This window comes from Lacticaseibacillus styriensis (assembly GCF_030770295.1).
GTDB lineage: Bacteria > Bacillota > Bacilli > Lactobacillales > Lactobacillaceae > Lacticaseibacillus > Lacticaseibacillus casei.
Map to the genome: position 1 here is coordinate 1,564,234 of NZ_CP132483.1, position 19,795 is coordinate 1,584,028.

The window sequence follows — 19,795 nt, forward strand, 5'->3', positions numbered from 1 at the left end:
CACGGTACCACCTTGTGTTTTACTTTGCCATAACGGTGGCGTTCCGGAATTTGATCACCTCGGGAGTGTCTTTTCGATCGGTCCCGGCTTTCACCATCTCCGGGTCGCTTAAAGTTGATCTATCCTACTCCGTCACAGGTCTTAGTTATTGTTTAAAGCATACGGTTTACAGAAAGCTTTGTCAACGGCGTTTAGCCTGATGTAAACGCTAAATTTGCTTTCAGAGCGACATTGTCTTTAAAAAGCCATGCGCGTATGATGATTTTAATTTACAAAATTAAATTTTGATTAGGGATGATGGCGGTGTGGCAAGATAATCGCATTCAGTCGGCTTTAGCGGGTAAAAATCCGATGGTGATGGCAGAGTTACCAGGTGGCTTTGCTGTTTTTGGTGATGTTCAGTTTCTTCCCGGATATAGCGTGTTGTTGCCAAAACGCGAAGTTGATAGCTTAAATCAATTGACAAAACCTGAACAAACCTTATTTTTGCAAAGTATGGCCGCTTTGGGCGATGCGGTCTTATCTGCATGCCAGCCAGTGCGCGTGAACTATGACATTCTTGGTAACACTGATCACTTCTTACATGCACATGTGTTTCCACGATACAAAACAGAAAGTCCGAACCGTCTGGCAAAGCCGGTTTGGTTGTATCCCGCGTCATACTGGAGTGATTCGCGATATCAATACGATCCTATTAGGCATCATATGATTCGGCAGCGAATTACTGATGCATTGAAACTGCAACTCGAATCTAACCATTAAAAGATAGGAAGTGTTCGTTTGATCTTAACGTTTGATTGCTATGGGACTTTGTTAGATACCACCCCGATTAAGCAATTGCTGATGCAACTGGCGCGCAAATGTAAACGCAATGAGACAACAGTTGTCAATACATACAGCAGTTTTGAAGATCGTCTGATGTACGGTGAGACAATCGTGCCTTATGAAAACCTCATTCAAAGGGATCTTGAATACTTAGATATGATATTTGGAACGGCATTGTTCTTTCAAAAGCAGGCAAAATTGCTTGTTCAAGCTTATCATCAACTTAGGCCCTTTCCCGAGGTCATGGCCGTTCTTCAACAACTTAAAGAAAAGCAACACACTTTGCTTCTCATGTCGAATGCCTCGATTGACATCATGGCCGATAATGCCGCAACGCTTGGCTATCTTTTTGATGACATCTTTTTACCGGAACAAACGGGCTGTTACAAGCCAACGCTGGCATTCTTTCAGTATGTTGATCATCAAATCGGTCATTCCACTAAACAGCACGTGCATATTGCCAAAGGTTTTTGGTGGGATATTGTTCCTTGTACAAAGATGGGCTGGCAAAAAGTCTGGATCAACCGTGAGCATCTCAACGGCATGACAAGGTATCAGCCCTATCAGGTTTTTAATGACCTGACACCAGTGCCAGCGTACATTGCGAAACTTGCCGCGCAGGATTTGTCTGATTGAGACGGGCATTTTTTTACACGCTAAGTTGAAAATAACCTGGAGTCGCCTTTCCAGACCGCTAAAACCGTCTTTACCGCCTTTTTACCAGCCGATTTGCTATAATGAACTTAACGATTTTTAGAGAATGGTGAGGCTGGGTCATGAAACCTATCGGACAATTGAAAAAATGGCCATTGATCATTTTGCTGGCGGTGTTGTTTGGCGTTGGTGCCGCGACGACCAGTGTCATGGCCAATACGCAATATATGACGGTCAAGGCCGACACGGTTAACGTGCGGCTGGGGCCCGGGCTTGCTTATGGCATTATGGGCCAGGTTAAGTCGGGCAATCAGCTGACGATTATCGGTGCCAAGAATTCCTGGTACCAAGTGCGGCTTGCCGGGAATCGAATTGGTTGGGTGGCATCATGGCTGGTCGATCAAAGCGAAGCCGCCACAACTCGGGCAAAAGTTGCCACCGTCAATCAACCGGTCAATGTGCGCGAATATGCGAGCCAGGATGCCAAACAATTAGGCTCCCTTAATGCTGGCGTGAGTGTTAAGGTCGTCTATCAGGAAGGCAACTGGACGCAAATCGCATACAACAATACTGCGGCGTGGATCACCAGCAGCAGTGTCCAGCTGACCGGCCAGACAACGAACCTCGCACAACCTGCTCAGGCAAATCTGACGCAGACCCAAAGTAACCCCTCGCTAAAAGTCACGACCAACACAACGACTAATTTACGAAATGCGGCGGGTATCAATGCGCCGGTTGTCGAAAAACTGGACAAAGGCACGGAACTAACCGTTATCAAGCAGCAGGATGATTGGTACCAAGTTACCACGCCTGATGGAAAAACCGGTTTTGTGGCTAGTTGGACAGTCAGCGCGCCTAATGACGGTCAGACGCAAAAAGCCGCAACCAAGCTTTCCGAAGCGACGATTGTTCTTGATCCGGGTCACGGCGGTACCGATACCGGCGCCATTGCCAATGATGGCTCTGATTATGAAAAAACCTACACCCTGAAAACGGCAGACCTTGTCGCCAATGCTTTGCGCGCAGCCGGAGCAAACGTCATCATGACACGCACCACCGATACGTTTGTTGATCTTGCTCCACGACCGACCACCGCCAACAATGCCCACGCAGACGCGTTCATCTCCTTCCACTTTGACTCTAGTCCATCCAAAAACTCTGCTTCAGGCTTCACCACCTATTACTACAGCAGTAAAAAGGATCTCGCGCTGGCCAAATCGATTAATGGTGCGCTGACCGGCTTACCGCTGGAGAATCGTGGTGTGGCTTTTGGTAATTATGAAGTTTTGCGCGATAACAAGCAGCCGGCCATTTTGAACGAAATGGGCTACATCAACAATGACAAAGACTTCAAACACATCAAGGATCCGACATATCAGTCCAAAATAGCGACGGATATCGTCAATGGGTTGAATGCTTACTTCAAGGCTGGCAATCACCAATAATCGTTTCACTTGTTTTCGACCAATCAAATACCCGCTAAGGCAGCTGCGGTTGCCTTAGCGGGTATTTTGGTTGCAACTATTTACTTACGGAACAAAGGCGGAATTTCTTCCAAAGTATTCACCTTAAAGTCCGCTTGCGGTACGGCATTTAACCCATCGACATTGAAGTAAATGGTTTTGACCCCTGCGTTGACGCCAGCATCAATGTCCAGAGAACGGTCACCGATCATGGCGGTAACTGCCGGGTTCAGCTGAAACCGGTCAAGCAGATACTGAATCGCATCCGGTGCCGGTTTGCGCGGTAGGTTCAGATCGGAATCCACACCACCGAGAAACAACGTATCCGCATGATCATCCCCTAGAATCTGCCATGCGCTGTGGTCGCGATGCGTTAACAACAGATTGTTGCCACCTTGATCCTTGATTGCCTGCAACACTGGCAGCGCCGCCGGGTAAGGATGAATGTCATGAAGGTAAGCACGAGCACGGTGATGGTAGTCAGCCTCTAATTCATCCACCGAGCGCCCTACTTTGCTACCGAAATCGGTTAGAAACTTTTTGATCGAAGTCTTTTTGACTTGGTGGTACAAAGCATCCGGTTCAATTTGCCCGCCGTTGTCCAATACGAGGCTTCTAAGGGCTTTCATCATGCCGGGATAGGAATCATACAGCGTGCCGTCAAAATCCCAAATAGCATTAACCAGCATTACTTCGCCTCCGTATCAAACAGAATGGTAACTGGACCGTCGTTAGTGAGACTCACCTGCATATCGCCACCGAATTCACCGGTCGCCACTGTGACCCCCAGTTGCCGTAGTTTGGTATTGAAGTCTTGGTACAGTTGCTCACCTAAAGCCGGGGCTGCTGCATTGGTAAAACTCGGCCGATTGCCACGGCGGGTATCGGCATATAACGTGAATTGGGAAATCGACAAAATCTGACCACCGACATCTGCCAAGGCCAAATTCATTTTGCCGGCATCATCACTAAACACCCTTAATTTACTGATTTTTTCCGCCAGATAGTCGCTGTCGGCCTGGGTATCGTTCGGACCAACGCCTAATAACACGACAAAACCGTGGTCGATGGCTCCGACTGTCTGCCCCTCAATGGTCACTTGGGCGGCTAGACTGCGTTGTACGACTGCGCGCATAAATGTCTCTCCTTTTCTCGTTCATTTTCATTTGAAACCGGTGCTGTCTCATCGTGGCCGAAAAAGGCAGCAGGAACAAACATCTCAGTCTAAGCTGGTGATGTTGCTCGACTGCTGCCTTCGATCAACCATTGGCCCGTTTAACTTCATAAATATCCGGGACATTTTTAACAGCGTCCATCAACTTATCCAAGTGGGCAAGGTTGCGGACCCCGACCGTAACATGAATGTCAGCCATTTTGTCATGGTCGACCCGGCCATTGATATTATTCAAGGCTTTGGTTTGGGCGTTGAGAACCTGCAGAACATCACTCAGCAATCCGCTGCGATTGTATCCGTAAATTTCGAGATCTGTGTTGAAGAGCTGCTTTTGATCCTCTTCATTCTCCCAGCGAACCTCAATCAGCCGGCCGGACATTTCCTTGGAATTTTGAACGTTGGGGCAATCGGCACGATGAACAGTCACACCACGGCCTTTGGTGACATACCCGACAATCGCATCCCCAGGCACAGGCATGCAGCACTTGGCCAGATGAACCAGCAGATTATCGACGCCTTCAATCACCACGCCATCTTCGGAATGGGTTTGTGGCTGATGGCGTTCGCTGGAAACCGTCGTCACTTTTTGATTCTTCGACAGGATCGCGGCTTCTTTAGCTTTACGATCTTTTTCGGCCTTCTCGTGGCGATACTTCTCAGTCAGCCGATTAGCAATGACTTTCGGTGTATATTCACCATAGCCGATCGAACTCATCAGTTCATCTTCGGTTTGAAAATTCAGCCGCTGCATGAGCCCGGACAGGTTTTCCTTGGTCAGGAACTCTTTAGGGGTATAGCCTTCCTCCTGCAGCTCGTGTTCCAGCATATCGCGGCCTTTTTCGGCATTTTCGCTTTTATCGGCTTGCTTAAAATAGCGCTTGATCTTGTTGCGGGCACGGGAGGTATAAACAATCTTGATCCAGTCACGACTCGGAGCACTGCCACTCGCTGTCAGCATTTCGACAATATCGCCGTTTTTGAGCACATAATTCAGCGGTACGATTTTACCGTTGACCTTTGCCCCGACCGTATGATTACCGACTTCAGTGTGAATGAGATAGCCAAAATCAAGTGGATTACTACCTTTAGGGAGCTCGTAGACATCACCCTTGGGCGTAAATACATAAACCCGATCGGTGAAAATATCGCCTTTGACACTTTCCATGAAGTCGGCCGCATCGCTGCTTTCATCCTGCAGTTCGAGGATTTCGCGGAAAATATCCAGTTTCTTACCAGCCTTGTCATACTGAACTTTACTGGTCTGACCTTCTTTGTAGGCCCAGTGTGCCGCAACACCATATTCAGCCACATGATGCATCTCTTCGGTTCGAATCTGCACTTCTAGTGGTTTGCCCATGGGCCCGATAACCGTTGTATGAATACTTTGATACAGGTTGGCTTTTGGCATCGCGATGTAATCTTTAAACCGTCCAGGCATCGGTTTCCATTTGGTATGGATGGCGCCTAAAACCGCATAACAGTCTTTAATCGTTTCGGTGATCACCCGAATGGCAAGCAGGTCATAGAGTTCGTCAAACTGCTTGTGTTTGTCGCGCATTTTTTTGTAAATCGAATAAATGTGCTTGGGACGACCATAGATTTCGTATTTGATATGCAAGTCAGCCAATGCTTTTTTGATTTCTTCAATGGCCTCTTGGATATAGGCTTCGCGTTCGGTTCGCTTGCTGTTCATCAAGTGGGCAATCCGATAGTACTGTTGCGGGTTTAGATAGCGCAGCGACAAATCTTCGAGCTCCCACTTGATGGTGCTGATCCCCAAACGATCAGCTAAAGGCGCATATATCTCCAACGTTTCATTGGCAATCCGCCGCTGCTTGTCCGGGCGTAAGTGCTGGAGCGTCCGCATATTGTGCAGGCGATCCGCCAGTTTGACCATGATGACCCGTAAGTCCTTGGCCATCGCCAACAACATCTTCCGGTGGTTTTCAGCAAGTTCGTCTTTATGCGCAACATACGTGACTTTGCTCAGTTTGGTGACGCCATCAACAATAACCGCAACATCGTGCCCAAATACTTCTTCAATGTCACCTAACGTAATGTTGGTGTCTTCGACGACATCATGTAAATACCCGGAAGCCACAGTCTCCGGATCCATTTTTAATTCGGCAAGAATCCCGGCTACCTGAATGGGATGGATGATGTAAGGTTCACCGGACTTGCGAACCTGATCTTTATGAACGTATGCAGCAAATTTATAGGCCTTTTCGACGAATGCCAAATGTTCAGGATTCATATAAGCTTTGCACAACTTCATGACATCCGGTTGGGTAAGTTCAACTTCTTCGGCCATTCCAATTCCTCCTAAGCGCTCACCAGCGCGGTTAAAAGTCGGAATGTAAGCGGCCTTGGACGTGATGGCCGGTTCTTGGCCATTGCGTTCAAGGTCCTTACATGCAGACTTCTGCGCCGGTGAGCGCGTTAATAGGCGCACCGACATTATGAGAAGGGCGATAAACGGTCTGTTCCGACTTGGCCGGGACAACACGCTTATCGCCGCTTCGTTACGCTTGATTAATCGCGTCAGTTCGCGCATGATCGCTGCACGTTGTTGATGAAACAATAGTCGCACAGCTGGTTTCATCTGTTCTTAAACTACCCTTAAATTATAACGATTCTCTGGCAAAATGCTAGTCCTTTGCCATTGCCAGTAGGCTTAAAACGATGTAGATCGGTGGAAAAAAGTACCCATACCATTTGTAACGCCATAAAACCATCAACGTAAACAAGACAGGTAAAACCAGAAGCCACCACCAGCCTAAATGATGGCGATGAATCATTTTGCCAATCCACCAGGCACTCAACATATTGATCAAAATGAACAGTACCCCAACGCGAATGGCAGTGCTGAGATGCAGTAACGGGAAGACCCAAGGGAGGAGCAAGGTCACGAAGACACTCCAACAAATAATGGTGTTGCGCGGAACTTTGACCCAATTCATGACACGACTCATCAGCGATAGTCTCCTTTATCAATGATTCAATTTTTAATTAAGTAAGCTCGGTGAGAACCGAAACGGCACTCAGTAAGTAAAGCGGCGCCGTTTCTGCCCGTAGAATTCGCGGGCCAAGACCGGCTGGTGTGAAGCCATTTGCTTTTAACCCAGCTAATTCAGCCGGTGAAATACCGCCTTCCGGACCAAAAACAACACATAATGATGCCGGCTTTTCTGCCAACGCTGCTACCAGTGCGGCATGTTCGCCTTGCTTGGCACTTTCTTCGTAAGCAACCAGCTTGACTGCCGCGCTATTGCCTACATCACTAAGCTTAGCATACATTGCCACTTCAGGAACCAGATTGCGATGACTTTGCTCCGCGGCATTCTGCGCGATGGTCGCCAGCCGGCTCAATTTTTTGGCAACCCGTTCGGCCGGCCAGCGGGCAGTGCCCCACTGTGCATTAAAAAAGCCGATCTTGGCAGCGCCTAATTCGGTTGCTTTTTGGACAATCCACTCGGCTTTATCGCCTTTGCTGACACCGCAGACAATTTCAACTGCAATCGGCAGTTCAACGGGTTGCGTAACATCCTCGCCGATCAAGACCGTCAGCGGATCTGTGGTTTGAATCGTGGCGTGATAAACGTGGCGTTCGGGATCGGCCAACTCAATCACATCGCCCACCTCATGCCGCAACACCTTAATGGCATGCTTGGCAATCGCTGGTTCCAATGTTAACGTCTGCTTTTCATGCAACTTATGTATGGTGAAAAACCGTTGCATCAGTCGTCCTCCTCTTGAATCACGGCATCGAGTGCCACCCAGCCGCCTGTTTCACGCCGTTGGGCAATCGTAAACCCATTGGCCTGCAAAGTCTGCGTGATCAAGGCAGCTTTGTCGGCGATAATGCCGGAAAGCAAGAAATGACCCCTGGGCTTCAAGCGTTCCTGAACCTGCGGAATTAAAGGCACTAAAACCTCAGCTAAAATGTTGGCAACAATCAAATCAGCAGACATCGTGATTCCTTGTAGCAAATCATTTGCCTTTACCGTGATGTGGCTGACAGGATTGAGCTCAATGTTAGACTGGGCATTTTTGACGGCAACATCATCGACATCGGTTGCTAAAATCCGGCTGACACCCAAACGCTCGGCTGCAATCGCCAAAATTCCGGAACCCGTTCCGACATCAATCATCGTCTCGCCGCCACGAACCACTGATTCCAGTAATCCTAACATCAGCTGGGTGGTCGGATGAGTACCAGTGCCAAACGCCATGCCCGGATCCAGCGTTAAGACGATTTCGCCATTTTGTTCCGGGGTGTAATGTTCCCACTTAGGCACAATGGTCAAAAACCGCGAAACTCGAAGCGGATGATAATACTGTTTCCACACATTGGCCCAATCCGCCTGCCGCACATCGGTCAACGTGACCGTTGCCGCCCCGGGATCTAATCCGAATTGCTTCAATTCTTTGACTTGAGACGCAATGTGGTCGCGCTGTTCAATGAGTGAAATAGCTGGATCAAAATAACCAATCACCTGAGCGCCTGAAGCCAAATGCGGAATAGTCGTCGGGTCGAACCAAGTTCCGTGAGCATCAATTGTCGCCTTTTTGAAGTCAGCGGCGTCCTTAATTTGAATCCCTTCGGCGCCGGCTTCCATCAAAATATTACTAACCGCCTCTATCGCTTCAGTCGAGGTTGTTACCGTTAACGCTGTCCAATCGTTGTTCATCGATGTCTCCTTTTAGTGCCGCCTATCATCCACTTGCGGTTAACACTCACTCATCAACTTATTAATACTTTGGATACGGCAAAAAGATCCGATTGTTGGCGTCAGGTTGTTGCGCCAGAATCTCTTCAAACGCCGCATCGTCGAAATTCAATGAAAAAAGATCATTGTCAGACGTGCCATCGACAAAATCCATCAGATCGCTTTCACCATCGTCCAGCAAATCCTGCAAGTAAATGAACAACGCATCCACGGTTGCGACGTCAATGCCTTTCTTGCCGTTAAACCCGAAAATGGCCAGATAGTCATCGGCGTAATCTTCACCATGCAGCCGGGTTTCGTCATAAAAAAGAATTGCATCTTGATAAGTGACCGGTCCGTCATCAATGGTCGCGCCGTTTTGGTCTTCAACCTCGATGCCTGCCTCACCCTGTGCCGTCATCGTGATTTCCAGTTCAATGACGTGGGCATCCTTATCCCAGTTCAAACTAAGATCGCCGTCAAAATCGAGCTGATCCATTTTCTCGCCGATTGCATCTAACATATTCAGTTGGCTCATGCTTGCCATCCTTTCATTTTCCGATCCTGGTCTCGCCGCGGCAAGCCCGACACAAACGGATTGCCGGACACATAAAATCGCAGTGGCGCACTTGTCCAAGGTTCCTTATTGGGGATGCCAATTCGGGGACTGACTGCGATATTCTGGGGCCGATACGTTGTTGGCGTTAGTTTTAATTGACCGTCATTTAACGCAGTCCCATCGAGCTGGCGATCAATCGCTAACGCCTGGCATAACTTTCCCGGCCCGTTTGTAAGCCCAACACCGGTTTGATGACGCCGGTGCGCCATGTCCTCCAGTCCGCTAATCGGTTCAAGCGCTCGGATCAGAATACACTCCGGAATATCAGCCGCCTGTGTCACAATATTCAACAGACAATATTGGCGCATTTGATACACATAGACAGTCCCGGCTTCCAGGAATAAACTGTGATTACGCAGTGTATGCCGATTACCAAACGCATGTGCCGCTTGATCGCGAACACCGAGGTAAGCTTCGGTTTCGACAATTAAGCCGCTGCAGTTGGCTAAACTTAACTTCATCCCCAGCAATTGTTGGGCGGATTGAAGTGTTGGTTGTGTTGCTAACCAAGGAATTATCATGCTTAATATATTAGCCTAGCTTCAGACGAATGCAAAGGGCTAAGTGGCTTTGCCTTCAAAATATCGCCAGGTATAATAGTAACCAACTGGAAAGGAAGCTGAACATGGCAGAAAACTTAGCATTGCGCGCGCTTATCAGTCAACAAGCCGATACACTGGTCTCCGAACTCTACACAGACGACAAGGTCAATGCCCGCCTCCAAAAATGGTTAGCCAAAGTACCGGATCCGGGTGTAGCTGACACCTATAGTTATTTGCTATCAGAGTCGCGGGATTTTTCCGAAGAACTACTTTATCGAATCTTAAGCAAATTGGTCGAAGACGGCGCGCTTACATTGCCTGACCAAAAATAATGGCTAGCAAAAAAAGGCAAACTAGCAGTCTTTATAGGCTGTTGTTTGCCTCTTTTTTACGTGTGAACCGATATGGCTAGAAAGCAAAGCGTGGTCGGACTCAGCTCAGGTCTCTGTACTATGTCCATGCCATGCTAGCGTCATGCTCTCAATGCCACCGAAAACTACTTAAGCTTATCCTTAATCGCCGCAGGAACCGAATCTGCCGAAACGGTTTGTGGTCCAGCAATGACCCGTTTTTGCGAAATCTTGGCTTTAACATACGTACCTGGTGTTAATGGCTTGGGATCAGCCGATTCTGGAGATGAGAACCCGAGTTTTCGTTCTTGACCATCTTTTGTAATCCAGACGAAATCGTATTCATACGTGTAGTATTGTTTGCCATTCACTTTATAAGGCGAGCCATCATCATTCTTGGAAGCTTCCTTTTTGCCTTCAGTGACCACGGCATAAGCGTCAACCCCATTATAGGTACTGTTCCAATACTGATAACCAAAAAAGCCCAAAACGAGAACCGCAAGTAACGCAACCACACCTATAACTCTTTTCATGGATAATCGCTCCTTTTTGTTACCAACATTATGTCAATCCAATTGAAAAGTTGCAACTATCTTTACCGCCTTTAGAGTTTTCTTAAATCGTGACAAAAATGTCATGAACGTAAGGTGGACAAGGACTACAGAGGCATCTGCGTTAGTTGCATAGGTTCACAGACCGTCATTTTAAGGGACGAATAAGGTCTTGATCGAACATTTTTGTAAGATCAAAACAACAAAATAATTACTCTTAATTTAGCTTTAATACTTTTGCAAGTATCGCTCGGCGGAAGGTAATCTCGAAATATCTGAGGATTGTTTGCGTGACAGCAGCATAAACAAATGCGCGGCAACAAAATCAGCCTCGGAGACAAAGATCGTCCCGAGGCTGATATACCTTCTTGTATAACTACTAAATGGTCTTAACGCGCATCTTTGGGTGAATGCTTCACTGGCGGATGATTGTTATTGTTTTTATGCGGACTGCGTTTTAGTCGGCTGAAGACTGACTGAACCGCCTTGAAACGTTGCGGATCGCGGCGGGCATTTTTAACAAACTGGCTAAAATCATGATCGCCAATGCCGACTTCCGGTTCGTCATCTTTTTTATGCTTTAACCAAGGCATCATGACACCTCCGACTCCTCGCGCATTCGATGTGAGCGATTGGCGCCTCTCAAAATAAGCAGCATGGCAACGACCAATCCAATCAATGCGAAGACACTATAATTAGGAATCAAAATAAAGGCAATAAAGGCGCATAACCCAATGATGTTGCCCACTGTTAGCAATCGTGAATGTTGACTCACAAAATACGACAGTAGATGAAAAATGATGCCAGGCACGGTCAACCACCACAGATGGTCCGCCCATGTCATCAGCGTTGCGCCAACGCTTGTAAAAGAAAATCCGTTGGGCAAAGTTGTTACGATCGCAACAATCAGCATCACAAGGGCAAACGCCCCGTAAATCAAATCATAAAGTGCCGGTACTTTTTTAATGGAAATTTTCAAGTGTCGATCATCCCTTGTTTTAGCAGTAACTGTATTATACAAGTTTGCAGAAACCATTGCACGATGATGGATCCTGTTTATACAAAGGTTATTAATCTTCTGCTGTTGAATTGTGGTATAGCGAGTAAAAATGAAACGGACTGGATGGAAACCGACCGCGTGATGTGCAGGTTCGCATAGTCGATTTTGGAACCATACTAATGGCGTAAAAAAAGCGTGATAACAGGCGTTAAATCCCGGTATCACGCTCTTTCAATCTCAGGAGAGTACAGGATTTGAACCTGCGCGCCGGTATTAGCCGGTTCGACGGATTTCGAGTCCGTTGCATTACCACTCTGCCAACTCTCCAAAACACAAGAACTAGTATAACAAAATGCCTGCATTTTGGGAAGCAAATCTCTTAAAATTTGTGTGACTAACTTCAAAGAGACTAAATCTTGTTGCTGATCATTTAGATGAACGGTGACACTGTGTCGCCTTCTAATTATGTGACGTTTGTAACTGTTTTGTCTGATTTGATTATGCATGCCTTTGCAAAATTACTAAATACAAGTCTAAATTTAATCTATAAATAAAAAGTGTTATTAAAATATTTAAATTTGTGCACAATCTTTTTGTACCATCTACAAGTTTTATTTTGTTGACATAAATTGTTAGACTGTATAATATGCTTCTAAAGGTGCAAACAGGCGCCTTCGACTTTCAGCTCTTCGGGAAGTTAATGCCCATTTTATCGTTGTTGTGAAGGTTCACAAGTGAAATGACAAGTAGGAATCCCGATCTGTCGGGGCAGATCGGATTATTTTTAAACAATTAAATAGATAATTTGGAGGAAAAGTTAAGTGAAGAAAAAGCCGATTTATAAGCGAATTTGGTTCTGGTTACTTGTTGTCGTTGTTATGATTATTGCTGGCGGAATGGCTGGGGGTAAAGGTAACAACAGCTCAAAACAAACATCTAGCTCTAGTCAAACTGAAAGTAAAACTGCTGATGCGTCAAAATCAACGCCATCCAAGGCTGAATCCAAAGAACCTGATGTACCGGCCGATTATCGCTCGGCATTAGCCAAGGCAACGTCCTATGCAACGATGATGAATATGTCGAAACAAGGCGTTTATGACCAACTTACCTCTGAGCATGGTGAAAAGTTCTCAGCTCAAGCAGCGCAGTATGCGATTGATCATGTCACGTCGGACTGGAATAAGAATGCTGTTAAGAAAGCTAAAAATTATGCTGACACAATGCACATGTCAAAGGCTGGCATACTGGATCAACTGACTTCTGAACACGGCGAAAAGTTCACCGCTGAAGAAGGCAATTATGCCATTCAAAATGTCAAAGCAGATTGGAACAAAAACGCGTTGGAGAAAGCTAAGTCGTACCAAAAGGACATGGCGATGTCACCTGATGCAATTCGTGACCAGCTAACTTCAGAGCATGGTGAAAAGTTCACCGCTGAAGAAGCAAATTATGCTGTTCAACATCTTAGTGATAAGTAGCCGCAACTCTTTTTAAACTTGAGTTACGCTGAAACAACCTTCGCTCAATGATCGAGCCTAAATCAAGCTAACACTTGGTTTGGGGGACAAGATTGCCTGTTTACATCAACTATCGAGAACACCCGTGAGAAAATAACTCACCGGTGTCTTTTTGTCTTTTTAGCATTTTATTCTGATTCAGATTTTGGCAACGCAATCATCGAGATCAAGATGCCCGCTTTAATCCAGACGATTCAAAAAATCTGTCAAAAAAGCTAAACGCCTTTGCGCCTGCCCAAAAACATCCGGCTGATATTGCGTGAGCACCTCTTCACCAAAAGTCCTGTGCGCAATGTACTGGTCATAGCGCAGTTCAATTTGAATCGCCGTTATTCCCTGTTGGTGCCCATAATGACGCGTGATGTCGCCTCCGCGAAACGGAAAATTATTTTCGACAGTCCAGCCCTGCTTGATTAACCGATTTGTTAGTGCTTGCCGAAATGTTTTGCTGGAGGTCTTGTCATGATCGTTGCCTAAGACAATGGTTTTTGGCTTAACGCCCGGATAATATGGATATTGGGCAAAGCTGTGCAGGTCAATTAAATAAGCATGACCAAATTTTGCTTTCTTTTGATTCAGCAAGCTAGCCAGCTGATGACGATAAGGCCAATAAAACATGCGGACGCGTTGCTGCATCTGCACAGTCGTCAAAGGTTTTGCGTAGAGCGGATGGTCAAACGTGTTGCGTTGATAGATAGTGGCCGAGCGATAATCATGGTGCAGATCGTAAGTCACGGCGCGGTTGGGATCGGCAACGTAACGATTGACGTGATTGATCAATGTCGTAAACCCAGCGGCTGGTAAAAAGCGATAGAGTTTCGGCAAAAACCAATCCGTGTTGGCTAGCACAGCAGTTGGTAACAATGCCTGTTTCATGGACTCAGGGAGCCAAGTGCCACTGTGCGGTAAACTGATGACGACCGGTGAATGACGATCCGGATTCAACACCGTGTACGTCGCGTTTTGGTCATTCAAATATGAAGCACCCCCTTATTGCAAACGATGCACCGTAAAAAATCAGCACCGAACGATTTTCGCCCGATGCTGATTAGCCCTTTTACTTGATTAAGTGCGACATTACGATTCGCGGTGGCCTTCTTCAGGTAAAAGAATGGTTTGACTCTCACCATCATCATAAGCCATCACGGTGTCCGGGAAGCTGGGATCGTATGGGAATGGCAGATCCACGGCCATTTCCGTGTCGGCCCCTTCCTCACTAAAATGAACCGTGAGCTTACCTTGATTGTTCTGCAGATCAAAGCGCAGTAAGTTGTTCAGTGGCACCACGCCTTGTAAGTTGCGGTCGATGATCATCCAAATACTATCGATAATTTCGCCTGGCAAGTTCGAAATTATGCCAAATGTCGCGAATCGACTGTGATTTGCTTCAAACATGACTTGGCTCCTTTCCTCAGTCCTGCGTGGCAATATCCGCAAACTGTGCATCGACAAAGTCTGCCAACACTTTGGGATCAATGCCAACGGAACGGCCGACTTTGCCAGCTGATACAATCATTTGCTGCTGATTTTCGGCCTCTTGACTGATAAAGATCGGGTACTTGTGGCGTTCATGAATGCCAATCGGTGTGTTAGCGCCGTGTTCATAGCCAGTCGTTTTCACAAGGTCTTTCAATGGCACCATGCCTACTTTACGATTACCGGAGACCTTGCTTAGCTTCTTGTAGTCGACATGTCGGTCTAAGGGAACAACGCCAACCACTGGACCGGTCTTGTTGCCGGTCAATACCAGCGTTTTATAAATCTGATGTTCCGGAACATCGAGGTGATCGACTTCCAACTGGGCAACGTCGCCCACTTCTTCGGTCGGAAATTCATAAGGCACGTAGGTAATGCCCGCTTTGTCTAACATTTTTTCGACCAAGGTTTTTTCTGTCTTATGATGTTTAGCCATTGCGACCCCTCCTCACGAAATTTCCATCTGACCTACTTGAAAACCTTCACTTAAAATACTAGGGCAATTGCAGCGAAAATACCACCATCAAGCGCCGGTGTATGCCATTAACGTGAACATATCGTAGTCCTTGATCTTATCGCGGCCATGTAAGTCGCTTAATTCAATCAAAAAGGCTGTACCAACCACCACACCACCCAGTTGTTCAACTAGGCGAATCGTTGCGGCAATGGTACCCCCGGTTGCCAGCAGGTCATCACAAACCAGGACCCGTTGCCCCGGCTTGATGGCATCCTTGTGTAAATAAAGGGTGGCTTCGCCATATTCCAGATCATAGCTGGCCTTAACGGTTGGCCGCGGCAGCTTTCCCTTTTTCCGGGCCGGTGCGAAACCAATGCCTAACTTGTAAGCGACCGGACAACCAACAATAAAGCCGCGTGCCTCCGGACCGACGATCATCTCAACGCCTTTGTCCTGGGCGTAAGCGGCAATTTCGTCAGTTGCTGCGGCATATGCCTTTCCATCTGCCATCAGCGGTGAAATATCGCGAAAAATAATTCCCGGTTCCGGAAAATCCTTCACACTTGCGATGTAATCTTTAAAATTGATGGTCATGATTCTACCTCACTGTCTGTATGCTCCGTCAGCAACATCGCTTCCAACTGGGCCCGCGGCATGGTTTGCAGCTGCTGCGCGAGCGTCAGGAATTCTTCGCGCGCTGCATAAGCCTTGGCCGTCTGCAGTGGCTTCTTGGCCGGTGCTGTGACTGGAGAAATAAAAGCACCATCTATTGTAACAAAGTCAAGTTCAAAAAACACCTGAATCGCCAAGATCACCTGATGGACCGTCAAGTGCACGGCTTTAGCGATTGCCGGAATGTAGTGCTTGTCAAAACCGGGATGGGCCTTGAGAAAATGCAAAACAGCGCCGAACTCAACGCGCGTCGGAATGGCCACTAAATGACTGGGTGCGCCGTAAAACATAATGGCGACTGGTGGTTGGATTTGCTGCATGACCGCCCGCAACTGTGCCCGATTCTGCGGCAAATCAACCAAAACGGCGTTGGCTAACGGCGATGTGACTTGCTCAGCCGTCAGCGTCGGGCCACCAAAGGAGAATTGCCGCTCAAACTGCTGCTTAACTTTCGCATCAAAAAAGACATAGGTGCGACTGCTTTTGAATTGACCGCCATCGATGGAAGGCATTCGCCAATCAATGACTTGCGGTTGCTTGACTTCATAATCTTTTAGCATCAGTTGCAGGCTCGTATTGCCTTGCCAGGTGTTCTGATCCAGTCTGACAGCAAGCTTAACGGCTTGGGCGTCAACCAGCGTTGCGGCGGCCTCACCAAAGCCAAAACCGATGACATTAATGCCATTGTCTACCTGAAACCGGAGATGAGTATTTTCTTTGCCGATTTGCTTCACATTTTGAATCACTTGCGGCCGAAGTGAAAAGGTTGGTTCGGGATTGCCCTGGCCAAAAGGCGCAAGTTGGCGAATCAATTCGTAATGCGCTAACGTCAAATCATCATTTTCCAGACGCGCAGCAATCGGCAGTGTCGGTTTTGGCACGGTTTTGAGCATCGTTGCTGCAGCCGCCTCCATCTGTGCATGAATTGCCGGTAGTGCCTCGACCTTGGCCGTTAACCCAACGGCCATATGATGACCGCCAAACGCCACCATTTTGTCTCTAACCGGTTCTAAGGCGTTAAAAAGATGATACGCCTCGATCGAACGGCCCGAGCCTTTAGCAGTCATACCGTCATCGGCGATATTCATAATCAGTGTCGGCTTGCCAGTCGCCTCAACCACTTTACTGGCAACGATCCCGACAACGCCTTCGTGCCAGCCTTTTTTCGCCAGCAGCAAAGTCTTGGCAGCCTGGTTTTCCGGGGTCTGTGCCATTGCCAGTGCTTCTGTAGCAATCTTGCTGACCAATCCTTGGCGCTCCTGATTTAATTTACCAACCTGTTGCGCCAGATCAGCCGCAACATCTTCTTCGAAAGTCGTCAGCAAGGTGACGCCGGGATTCGCATCGCCCATGCGTCCTAGTGCATTCAGTCGCGGACCAATCACAAAGCCGACTGTTGTTTCGTTGACAGTTTCTGGGGCAACGCCCGCCTCTTTTAAGATTGCGGCAATCCCCACCCGCGGCTGAGTTTGAATCATTTTCAAACCCAACTGTGCAATGACGCGATTCTCATCGGTTAGACTAACCAAATCCGCGATCGTCCCTAAGGCAGCCAAATCGACGCTTTCAAGCGGCGGCTCGCCAAGCAGTGCGGTTGCCACTTTGAACGCCACGCCGGCACCGGAAAGATCGCCAAACGGATAATGACCATCAGGATGCCGCGGGTGCACGACCGCTACCGCATGAGGCAGGTTTGCGGGTAGTTCATGGTGATCCGTGACCACAACGTCCATCCCGGCTTCCTGAGCGGCGTCAATCACAGAAGCGCCAGCCACGCCGTTATCAACCGTGATCACCAGTTGCGTCCCAGTTTTCTGCAAATAGGCATAAACTTCGGCATTTGGGCCGTAACCGTCAGCAAATCGATCCGGAATAAACACATCAGGTTCCGCGCCAAGGCTCTGCAATGTTTCAAGCATAATGGCGCTGCTGGTCAGGCCGTCAACGTCATAGTCACCGTAAATCGTGATCTTTTCATTATGTTCGATTGCTTTTAGGATTCGCGCAACTGCCTTATCCATGCCGTGCAACGCAAATGGATCGTGCAGCCGGCTGATGTCTGGGTGTACGAACGCTTCGTAGTCAGATTTATCCTTAATACCGCGCTGCCACAACAAAGTCGCCAAAAAGGCCGGCACGCCTAATGTCTGGCTTAATTGTTGAACGGCTGCTGGATCGGGTTGTGCGGCGAGTTGCCACTGATACTGCGTCATATTGTTTCGTTCCTTTCTAACCGATCCAGTATACCAGACAACCCGCCACGAATTAACCGGTTGCCACAAGTTTTCCATTGCAGCACTGGCTTTCTTAACCTCCTCTAACGCTTCTTTACCAAACCCATCCGTTCGGGCAAGAAAAAGCGTGATATAATTAAACTGTTAGAAAGCCCTACTCCAGTCAGCGACTTTAACCGGACAATCCGTAATTGAGGGGTTGTCTTTATTAGACAAAGCGTAACGGATTAAAGCCTTTCGCAGACCGTTACGATTTTTAAGGAGGAAGCACCATGGCAAAATCTCAAGACCAATTCAATGAAAAGGCCGGCAAGAAGATTACAGTTTCTGACGAAGCAGTCGATAAGGCAGCTAAGCAAATTGAGAAAGTCGGTTATGTAACGGAAAAAGACGTTCCGGAAATGATCGACCGTGATTACACCCGGGCATTGTCGAAGAAGGTTTCCGCAAAACTTCACAGCGACAACGACGATGATTACTTCTACGAGGAACCTTTTGATTACGAAAATGGACGAATCGCCAACATCATCTGGGATATGGATAAAATCAAGACACGTGAAGAAGCCATGAAGACTTTGGCAAATGAACTTGGTTTAACCGTACCGAAGATCGTCATGCGCAAAGTTGACGAACAGGTCTTCTAAAACTGAATGTTGACAAATCGATGCCCGCGCAAGGCATCGATTTTTTCTTACTGTTAAATGATGCTTCTGTATCAAGAAGGACCTAATGGCGGGCATTGACTGATACTCATGTGTGCGGCCTTTTAATGAGATAATCATGCACCATTTTGAGAATTGTGTGATAATAATGATAAAGAAAGGACGTGAAAGTCATGGCTGATCAGCAAGTATTGGACGACTTTTTTGCTAAAGCCAAAGCTGCATTGGATCTACCCGCCGCAACCTACGAAGATGCCTATCAACTGGGCGGACCTGAGTTGGCTGACCAGCTGGCTGCTCTCGTGAAAGCCGGCCAAAAGACCGCAACCACCAGCGGCTTTGAACTCTATACCATTGAGCAGGATCCACTACCAATTGCCGGTGTTTACAACATCATCTTGGATCGTCAGGATCGCCCTGTCGCCTTGACTTTCACGGACAATGTGTTTGTGACGCCATTTACCAAAGTCGATGCCACGATCGCCAAACGTGAAGGTAAAGGCTCCCAATCGTTGGCAAGCTGGCGGGCAGCTCATGAGGCGTTTTTCCGCCAAGAATATCAGGCAAACGGCATTCAGTTTGATCCCGCCTCATCAATGGTTGTTGTCGAAGAGTTTCACACGGTTTATCCGATTGTTCAAGCGAGGTGACGAACATGAGTCTTAAAAATCGCACGGCATTAGCGGAAAAGAAAGTCACAGGGAAACTCGAGGACATCCCTCACCCTACTTTAGACGCGACTATCTACATCCTTGTTTTCGGCATTACAGCGCTCGGCGGATTGGTTTCCTATGGCGCATACCAGTTCTTCAAACCGGAACGCAAGCTGGCACATAAGGCAAAACATATTGTGGATGATCATCAGCGTAAGAATGAGGGCTATTAGACTG

Annotated in this window: 24 protein-coding genes and 1 tRNA gene; 8 read left to right on the forward strand and 17 right to left on the reverse strand. The window is 47.5% G+C overall.

All coding sequences use genetic code 11. The features are described from left to right. Positions 1–303: 303 nt before the first annotated feature. From LACSTY_RS07485 to LACSTY_RS07495, 3 genes are all read left to right on the forward strand, one after another. On the forward strand, positions 304–762 hold the full coding sequence (locus LACSTY_RS07485) for an HIT family protein (protein WP_087912206.1): 459 nt from the start codon (positions 304–306) through the stop codon (positions 760–762). A gap of 18 nt (positions 763–780) precedes the next feature. Continuing rightward, positions 781–1,461, forward strand: a complete 681-nt coding sequence (locus LACSTY_RS07490) for an HAD family hydrolase (protein ID WP_087912207.1) — start codon at positions 781–783, stop codon at positions 1,459–1,461. A 140-nt stretch (positions 1,462–1,601) separates the two neighbouring features. Continuing rightward, on the forward strand, positions 1,602–2,924 hold the full coding sequence (locus LACSTY_RS07495) for an N-acetylmuramoyl-L-alanine amidase family protein (protein ID WP_087912208.1): 1,323 nt from the start codon (positions 1,602–1,604) through the stop codon (positions 2,922–2,924). Between the two features lie 80 nt (positions 2,925–3,004). Here LACSTY_RS07495 and LACSTY_RS07500 read toward each other — a convergent pair whose 3' ends face one another. From LACSTY_RS07500 to LACSTY_RS07535, 8 genes are all read right to left on the reverse strand, one after another. Continuing rightward, complete coding sequence (locus LACSTY_RS07500; protein ID WP_087912209.1) at positions 3,005–3,631, reverse strand: HAD hydrolase-like protein; 627 nt, start codon at positions 3,629–3,631, stop codon at positions 3,005–3,007. Continuing rightward, positions 3,631–4,077 (reverse strand): D-aminoacyl-tRNA deacylase, encoded by a 447-nt coding sequence (dtd, locus tag LACSTY_RS07505; protein ID WP_025013559.1) that lies wholly within the window; start codon positions 4,075–4,077, stop codon positions 3,631–3,633. Before dtd ends, LACSTY_RS07500 begins: the two co-directional genes overlap by 1 nt. A 124-nt stretch (positions 4,078–4,201) precedes the next feature. After that, positions 4,202–6,427 carry a RelA/SpoT family protein gene (locus tag LACSTY_RS07510; RefSeq protein ID WP_047106218.1) on the reverse strand — a complete coding sequence of 742 codons (2,226 nt, stop codon included), beginning with the start codon at positions 6,425–6,427 and terminating at the stop codon, positions 4,202–4,204. Between the two features lie 337 nt (positions 6,428–6,764). Then, positions 6,765–7,088, reverse strand: a complete 324-nt coding sequence (locus LACSTY_RS07515) for a membrane protein (RefSeq protein WP_049171380.1) — start codon at positions 7,086–7,088, stop codon at positions 6,765–6,767. 37 nt (positions 7,089–7,125) lie between these two features. Then, entirely contained in the window at positions 7,126–7,854 is a 729-nt protein-coding gene (locus LACSTY_RS07520) for an RsmE family RNA methyltransferase (RefSeq protein WP_087912211.1), read from the reverse strand. Then, the gene (prmA, locus tag LACSTY_RS07525) at positions 7,854–8,807 is read right to left on the reverse strand and encodes a 50S ribosomal protein L11 methyltransferase (RefSeq protein WP_087912212.1); all 954 of its coding nucleotides are present in this window, start codon (positions 8,805–8,807) and stop codon (positions 7,854–7,856) included. Before prmA ends, LACSTY_RS07520 begins: the two co-directional genes overlap by 1 nt. Before the next feature lie 61 nt (positions 8,808–8,868). Next, positions 8,869–9,363: a DUF3013 family protein gene (locus tag LACSTY_RS07530; protein ID WP_087912213.1), complete on the reverse strand. Its 495-nt coding sequence runs from the start codon at positions 9,361–9,363 to the stop codon at positions 8,869–8,871. Then, positions 9,360–9,965, reverse strand: a complete 606-nt coding sequence (locus tag LACSTY_RS07535; protein WP_162494861.1) for a DNA-3-methyladenine glycosylase — start codon at positions 9,963–9,965, stop codon at positions 9,360–9,362. The genes LACSTY_RS07530 and LACSTY_RS07535 overlap by 4 nt, the downstream gene beginning before the upstream one ends. 104 nt (positions 9,966–10,069) lie before the next feature. Between LACSTY_RS07535 and LACSTY_RS07540 the strand changes: the two genes are divergently transcribed. Next, positions 10,070–10,318, forward strand: a complete 249-nt coding sequence (locus tag LACSTY_RS07540) for a hypothetical protein (protein ID WP_010488157.1) — start codon at positions 10,070–10,072, stop codon at positions 10,316–10,318. A gap of 164 nt (positions 10,319–10,482) precedes the next feature. On the opposite strand, the gene LACSTY_RS07545 is transcribed toward LACSTY_RS07540, so the two are convergent. From LACSTY_RS07545 to LACSTY_RS07560, 4 genes are all read right to left on the reverse strand, one after another. Further along, complete coding sequence (locus tag LACSTY_RS07545) at positions 10,483–10,869, reverse strand: DUF1093 domain-containing protein (RefSeq protein WP_087912214.1); 387 nt, start codon at positions 10,867–10,869, stop codon at positions 10,483–10,485. 407 nt (positions 10,870–11,276) lie between these two features. After that, complete coding sequence (locus LACSTY_RS07550) at positions 11,277–11,480, reverse strand: hypothetical protein (protein WP_087912215.1); 204 nt, start codon at positions 11,478–11,480, stop codon at positions 11,277–11,279. Continuing rightward, positions 11,480–11,866: a hypothetical protein gene (locus tag LACSTY_RS07555; protein ID WP_010488153.1), complete on the reverse strand. Its 387-nt coding sequence runs from the start codon at positions 11,864–11,866 to the stop codon at positions 11,480–11,482. Before LACSTY_RS07555 ends, LACSTY_RS07550 begins: the two co-directional genes overlap by 1 nt. 260 nt (positions 11,867–12,126) lie before the next feature. Continuing rightward, positions 12,127–12,214, reverse strand: a tRNA-Ser gene (locus tag LACSTY_RS07560). Positions 12,215–12,765: 551 nt separating this feature from the next. On the opposite strand from LACSTY_RS07560, the gene LACSTY_RS07565 reads away from it, so the two are divergent. Continuing rightward, positions 12,766–13,365 (forward strand): Ltp family lipoprotein, encoded by a 600-nt coding sequence (locus LACSTY_RS07565; RefSeq protein WP_162494880.1) that lies wholly within the window; start codon positions 12,766–12,768, stop codon positions 13,363–13,365. Positions 13,366–13,584: 219 nt separating this feature from the next. Here LACSTY_RS07565 and LACSTY_RS07570 read toward each other — a convergent pair whose 3' ends face one another. The 5 genes from LACSTY_RS07570 to recJ all read right to left on the reverse strand — a co-directional run bounded on the left by LACSTY_RS07570 (position 13,585) and on the right by recJ (position 18,222). Further along, a complete protein-coding gene (locus LACSTY_RS07570; protein WP_087912217.1) occupies positions 13,585–14,379 on the reverse strand; it encodes an N-formylglutamate amidohydrolase in 795 nt (264 codons plus the stop codon). A 102-nt stretch (positions 14,380–14,481) separates the two neighbouring features. Then, positions 14,482–14,799, reverse strand: coding sequence for a DUF960 domain-containing protein (locus tag LACSTY_RS07575; protein WP_049171364.1), 318 nt, complete (start codon positions 14,797–14,799; stop codon positions 14,482–14,484). Positions 14,800–14,815: 16 nt separating this feature from the next. Continuing rightward, a complete protein-coding gene (gene ybaK, locus LACSTY_RS07580; RefSeq protein ID WP_087912218.1) occupies positions 14,816–15,316 on the reverse strand; it encodes a Cys-tRNA(Pro) deacylase in 501 nt (166 codons plus the stop codon). 87 nt (positions 15,317–15,403) lie between these two features. Next, a complete protein-coding gene (locus tag LACSTY_RS07585; protein WP_010488148.1) occupies positions 15,404–15,931 on the reverse strand; it encodes an adenine phosphoribosyltransferase in 528 nt (175 codons plus the stop codon). After that, positions 15,928–18,222: a single-stranded-DNA-specific exonuclease RecJ gene (recJ, locus tag LACSTY_RS07590; RefSeq protein ID WP_087913261.1), complete on the reverse strand. Its 2,295-nt coding sequence runs from the start codon at positions 18,220–18,222 to the stop codon at positions 15,928–15,930. Before recJ ends, LACSTY_RS07585 begins: the two co-directional genes overlap by 4 nt. A gap of 293 nt (positions 18,223–18,515) precedes the next feature. Here recJ and LACSTY_RS07595 point away from each other — a divergent pair, with 293 nt between their 5' ends. The 3 genes from LACSTY_RS07595 (at position 18,516) to LACSTY_RS07605 (ending at position 19,791) form a co-directional block, all read left to right on the forward strand. Beyond that, complete coding sequence (locus LACSTY_RS07595; protein ID WP_049171355.1) at positions 18,516–18,887, forward strand: hypothetical protein; 372 nt, start codon at positions 18,516–18,518, stop codon at positions 18,885–18,887. Between the two features lie 191 nt (positions 18,888–19,078). Further along, on the forward strand, positions 19,079–19,555 hold the full coding sequence (locus tag LACSTY_RS07600) for an ASCH domain-containing protein (protein ID WP_087912219.1): 477 nt from the start codon (positions 19,079–19,081) through the stop codon (positions 19,553–19,555). A gap of 5 nt (positions 19,556–19,560) precedes the next feature. Next, complete coding sequence (locus LACSTY_RS07605) at positions 19,561–19,791, forward strand: hypothetical protein (protein ID WP_025012476.1); 231 nt, start codon at positions 19,561–19,563, stop codon at positions 19,789–19,791. Positions 19,792–19,795: the final 4 nt, after the last annotated feature.

Excerpts from the sequence above, each read along its gene's own strand:
- ybaK (WP_087912218.1), bottom strand. The coding sequence starts at position 15,316 with ATGGCTAAACATCATAAGACAGAAAAAACCTTGGTCGAAAAAATGTTA.
- recJ (WP_087913261.1), bottom strand. The coding sequence starts at position 18,222 with ATGACGCAGTATCAGTGGCAACTCGCCGCACAACCCGATCCAGCAGCC.
- LACSTY_RS07500 (WP_087912209.1), bottom strand. The coding sequence starts at position 3,631 with ATGCTGGTTAATGCTATTTGGGATTTTGACGGCACGCTGTATGATTCC.
- LACSTY_RS07595 (WP_049171355.1), top strand. The coding sequence starts at position 18,516 with ATGGCAAAATCTCAAGACCAATTCAATGAAAAGGCCGGCAAGAAGATT.
- LACSTY_RS07495 (WP_087912208.1), top strand. The coding sequence starts at position 1,602 with ATGAAACCTATCGGACAATTGAAAAAATGGCCATTGATCATTTTGCTG.
- LACSTY_RS07575 (WP_049171364.1), bottom strand. The coding sequence starts at position 14,799 with ATGTTTGAAGCAAATCACAGTCGATTCGCGACATTTGGCATAATTTCG.
- LACSTY_RS07550 (WP_087912215.1), bottom strand. The coding sequence starts at position 11,480 with ATGCCTTGGTTAAAGCATAAAAAAGATGACGAACCGGAAGTCGGCATT.
- LACSTY_RS07605 (WP_025012476.1), top strand. The coding sequence starts at position 19,561 with ATGAGTCTTAAAAATCGCACGGCATTAGCGGAAAAGAAAGTCACAGGG.
- LACSTY_RS07545 (WP_087912214.1), bottom strand. The coding sequence starts at position 10,869 with ATGAAAAGAGTTATAGGTGTGGTTGCGTTACTTGCGGTTCTCGTTTTG.
- LACSTY_RS07535 (WP_162494861.1), bottom strand. The coding sequence starts at position 9,965 with ATGATAATTCCTTGGTTAGCAACACAACCAACACTTCAATCCGCCCAA.
- LACSTY_RS07600 (WP_087912219.1), top strand. The coding sequence starts at position 19,079 with ATGGCTGATCAGCAAGTATTGGACGACTTTTTTGCTAAAGCCAAAGCT.
- prmA (WP_087912212.1), bottom strand. The coding sequence starts at position 8,807 with ATGAACAACGATTGGACAGCGTTAACGGTAACAACCTCGACTGAAGCG.
- LACSTY_RS07520 (WP_087912211.1), bottom strand. The coding sequence starts at position 7,854 with ATGCAACGGTTTTTCACCATACATAAGTTGCATGAAAAGCAGACGTTA.
- dtd (WP_025013559.1), bottom strand. The coding sequence starts at position 4,077 with ATGCGCGCAGTCGTACAACGCAGTCTAGCCGCCCAAGTGACCATTGAG.
- LACSTY_RS07515 (WP_049171380.1), bottom strand. The coding sequence starts at position 7,088 with ATGAGTCGTGTCATGAATTGGGTCAAAGTTCCGCGCAACACCATTATT.
- LACSTY_RS07530 (WP_087912213.1), bottom strand. The coding sequence starts at position 9,363 with ATGAGCCAACTGAATATGTTAGATGCAATCGGCGAGAAAATGGATCAG.
- LACSTY_RS07540 (WP_010488157.1), top strand. The coding sequence starts at position 10,070 with ATGGCAGAAAACTTAGCATTGCGCGCGCTTATCAGTCAACAAGCCGAT.
- LACSTY_RS07565 (WP_162494880.1), top strand. The coding sequence starts at position 12,766 with ATGATTATTGCTGGCGGAATGGCTGGGGGTAAAGGTAACAACAGCTCA.
- LACSTY_RS07585 (WP_010488148.1), bottom strand. The coding sequence starts at position 15,931 with ATGACCATCAATTTTAAAGATTACATCGCAAGTGTGAAGGATTTTCCG.
- LACSTY_RS07510 (WP_047106218.1), bottom strand. The coding sequence starts at position 6,427 with ATGGCCGAAGAAGTTGAACTTACCCAACCGGATGTCATGAAGTTGTGC.